Genomic DNA, 3,309 nt, shown 5'->3' with positions numbered 1-3,309 from the left:
CGGCAAAGCCGTATCACGCGGGCGATTTACCCTGCTGCGCAGCGGCTTCTGTGGCGAAATCGCGTGACCGAACAAGCCACGGCCATCCTTCATCCGTAAAACCCGCTCCTCGCTCGGTCGCCCGCGCATCAAATCCGGCAGGTCGTCCACCGTCAGGTCCATCAGTTCGTCGATCCGCGCGCCGATCAGGCTGCCGTCTCCCTCAGGGGTCAGCGCTCGCCGCGCGCCTGACGTCATACCAACAATCCGCCCCGATCCGTCGAGCGCCACCGCAGCCTCCGGATCGACTTCCAGGAATTCCGGGCTGTTTGACACGCGCAACACCCAGTCGCGCCGGGTCATGGCCATCAGGTTCGCCATCTCCACTCGCCGTACCGAATCTGTCACCAGCCCCATCGCCAGGTTCTGCGATGATTTGGGCGACGGCGAGCGCAGCAGCGAGATATCGAGTACCGCGACCAACTCACCCTTGGTGTCGTGGATCGGAGCAGCAGTGCAGGACAGCGGCGTATGAGCCAGCCCGAAATGATCGCTCTGATGGATCGTGATCGCCTCGCCGGTCACGATGCACGACCCTACGCCACAGGTTCCCGCCAGGTTCTCGGTCCAGTTCGACCCAAGGTACAGCCCCGCCTCGCGCAGCTGATCCTCGAAGCGCGGGTCGCCAAAGAAATCGACGCAGACCCCCTTGGCATCGGCCAGCAGCAGGACGTAGTTCTGCCCTGCCACCTGCCGGAACAGCTCCTGCAAGCCGGACCGCGCCGTTGCAATCAGCCGCTCGGATTGTTCGCGGTGTTCCCGCAGTTCGCTCTCGGTAACGATATGCGCCGGATCGGGGCGTGACGGGTCCATGCCGTAGGTTTCGACACAGCGTTGCCAGCTGTCCGAGACCAGCCGATCCCGCCCGGTATCCTGTCCGCGCAGAACGCGGTCGATTTCCTCCACGTGGTCCAGGTCGAACATCCTGTCCTCCCAACAGTCGCCCGCGCCCAGACTAGCCCGCGATCCGAGTTCATGTCATGCGAAGTTTGACAAAGCTTATCGATTAAGTGGCAAGCCATTGCGGCGGCCCGATTTCTTACATGTCTCAATTTGAAAAGCCGTGCCGACACCGGCCTTGGTGACAACGGCTGGTCGCGAAGTGATCATTCTTGCCCACGCAACTTGCACAGGAATTCCAAGGTCGGCTGCGTCCCGTAGGCGGGTGGATTGGGCGATGATGAGATCACGACAGGAAGCGAATGCTTCAGCCGCTATTTCAACAAGCTTGCCGACTGAAATGATGGTGCGGATCGTGCCCTTATGCCCGGCCGTACTTGGGTGGTAGCTTGAAAAATGAAATGAACGCGCGAGCCAGTTCCGGGGCACCCGTGATCTGCGCACCCACCGTTTCGGGGGCCGCTCCACCATAGAAGACCGCCGCAAGCGAGGGAGCGGAGGGTGCCTGGAGACGCAGGTCGGGGTCGTCCGCCGCACCGCGTGTCACGGGCATCGCACCGTTGGCAAGACGCGCCGTGAACTGCGCGGTACCAATGGCAAAGACCACGACGGCCTCGGTATCCTGCGCCGCCCCGGCGTCAAGCATCGTTCGCAGCGACAGCATAAACGAGACGGGTGACAGGGGGAGCGTCGGGTCGTGCAACGGCGAGGCGGCGGCCCATCGGCCCAGCTCCTGAATGATTGGTTCGGCCGCATACCCCCACTCGGTCAGGCCATAGAGCTGCGCAGGTGTAGGTTCGGGCGCGGTCGAGCGCAGGACCACGCCATTTGCCTCGAGCCCGGCGAGCCGTTCGGTCAACACCTTGGCACTGATCCCCGGCAGATTTGTACGAATATCGCTGAAGCGTCGCGGCCCGAACATCAACTCGCGCACGATCAGCAGCGACCAGCGTTCCCCCAGAAGCTCAAGGCCGAAGGCCGTACCGCAGGCATCGCCGTACCAGCGGCCATGGGGGTTTTCTGCCGATTTAGTTTCATTTTGTAACTGCATAGTTGCTTTTTGTAATCCAATTCTCGTAGCCTGTCCATATCGACGACGCGACTCAGGAGGAAACGCGATGTCACAGATGATCTTCATAAACCTGCCGGTGGCAGACCTCGAGCGTTCCATGGCATTCTACGAGGCGACCGGTTTCACCAACGATACCAAGTTTACCAATCACCTCGCGGCCTGCATGGTTTTGTCGGACGATATCCGGCTGATGTTGCTGACCCATGAGTTCTGGTCAAGCTTTACCGACCGGCGCCGGGTTGACCCGGCGTCCGAAGCGCAGGTGCTGCTTTGCATCAGCCGTGTGAACCGTGAGGCGGTGGATGCCATAACCGATGCCGCAGTGGCAGCGGGCGGCACGGCGGATCCTTGTCCGGTGCAGGACTACGGGTTCATGTACGGGCGCAGCTTTGCCGATCCCGATGGTCACATCTGGGAGCCCATGTGGATGAGTGCCGAGGCGGTCGAGAAGGGGCCAATGGAGATGTCCGATGCCGGTTAGAGCGGACGCACCGATTACGATCACCGCCTTCGACTGGGTGCCGGATTTTGCCAGGGGGCAGGTTCGCGACCTGCGTGTTCGCTGGGCGCTTGAAGAGGTCGGACAGGACTATGCCGTCCGTTGTCTGCCGCAGGGGCGGCAGAAGGAGCCGGCGCATCGCGCTCTGCAGCCATTTGGGCAGGTGCCAACCTATGAGGAGGGCGATCTGACCCTGTTCGAAAGCGGCGCTATCGTCTGGCACATCGCCGAGCGGTTTCCGGGCCTCATGCCCGAAGACCCCGCCGGGCGAGCGCGGGCCCTCGAATGGCTTATCGCCGCGCTGAATACACTGGAACCGCCAATCATGGACCGGTCCATTGCGACGATTTTCGAGGCCACGGAACCCTGGTCAGCGCCTCGGTTGCCAGGGATCGACATGCGGATCGCAGAACGATTGCAAGAGGCGTCGGATCGGCTCGGGGCGGCTGAGTGGTTCACGGGCCGTTTCACCGCGGGCGACCTGATGATGGTCAGCGTCCTTCGGATCATCGAAGGTGACGGGCTGGTCGAAACCTTTCCCAACCTCGCCGACTATGTCGCGCGGGGCACCGGACGGCCCGCCTTTCAAAGAGCACTGGCCGCGCAGATGGCCGGTTTCACCGGCGATCCGCCGCCCGGATTCGACGAATGGATGGCGCAACTTCAAGCCAAACAAGGAGAGATGACATGACCTACATAGCCGGATTTCTCACCCCCGTCCCGAACGGGAACAAGGAGGCGTATATCGAAAGCGCCCGCAAGGCCTGGTCGATCTTCAAGGAGTACGGAGCCCTGCAGA

Annotated in this window: 5 protein-coding genes; 3 read left to right on the top strand and 2 right to left on the bottom strand. The window is 62.2% G+C overall.

Annotated elements, in window-relative coordinates; translation table 11 throughout:
- Positions 1 to 963: GAF domain-containing protein (locus QZ522_RS18660; protein ID WP_294615133.1), on the bottom strand; the 963-nt coding region annotated here is incomplete at its 3' end.
- 337 nt (positions 964 to 1,300) lie between these two features.
- A complete protein-coding gene (locus tag QZ522_RS18655) occupies positions 1,301 to 1,990 on the bottom strand; it encodes a winged helix-turn-helix transcriptional regulator (RefSeq protein WP_294615129.1) in 690 nt (229 codons plus the stop codon).
- Positions 1,991 to 2,057: 67 nt separating this feature from the next.
- On the opposite strand from QZ522_RS18655, the gene QZ522_RS18650 reads away from it, so the two are divergent.
- The 3 genes from QZ522_RS18650 to QZ522_RS18640 all read left to right on the top strand — a co-directional run.
- The gene (locus tag QZ522_RS18650; RefSeq protein ID WP_294615126.1) at positions 2,058 to 2,492 is read left to right on the top strand and encodes a VOC family protein; all 435 of its coding nucleotides are present in this window, start codon (positions 2,058 to 2,060) and stop codon (positions 2,490 to 2,492) included.
- Positions 2,482 to 3,201 carry a glutathione S-transferase family protein gene (locus tag QZ522_RS18645; RefSeq protein ID WP_294615123.1) on the top strand — a complete coding sequence of 240 codons (720 nt, stop codon included), beginning with the start codon at positions 2,482 to 2,484 and terminating at the stop codon, positions 3,199 to 3,201. Before QZ522_RS18650 ends, QZ522_RS18645 begins: the two co-directional genes overlap by 11 nt.
- Positions 3,159 to 3,309: DUF1428 family protein (locus tag QZ522_RS18640; protein WP_365353946.1), on the top strand; the 151-nt coding region annotated here is incomplete at its 3' end. The genes QZ522_RS18645 and QZ522_RS18640, both read left to right, overlap by 43 nt.

Origin of the sequence: uncultured Roseovarius sp. (assembly GCF_913054395.1) — a bacterium.
GTDB lineage: Bacteria > Pseudomonadota > Alphaproteobacteria > Rhodobacterales > Rhodobacteraceae > Roseovarius.
The sequence above is the reverse complement of the archived record's forward strand: the minus strand, read 5'-3'. Positions and strand labels throughout refer to the sequence as shown.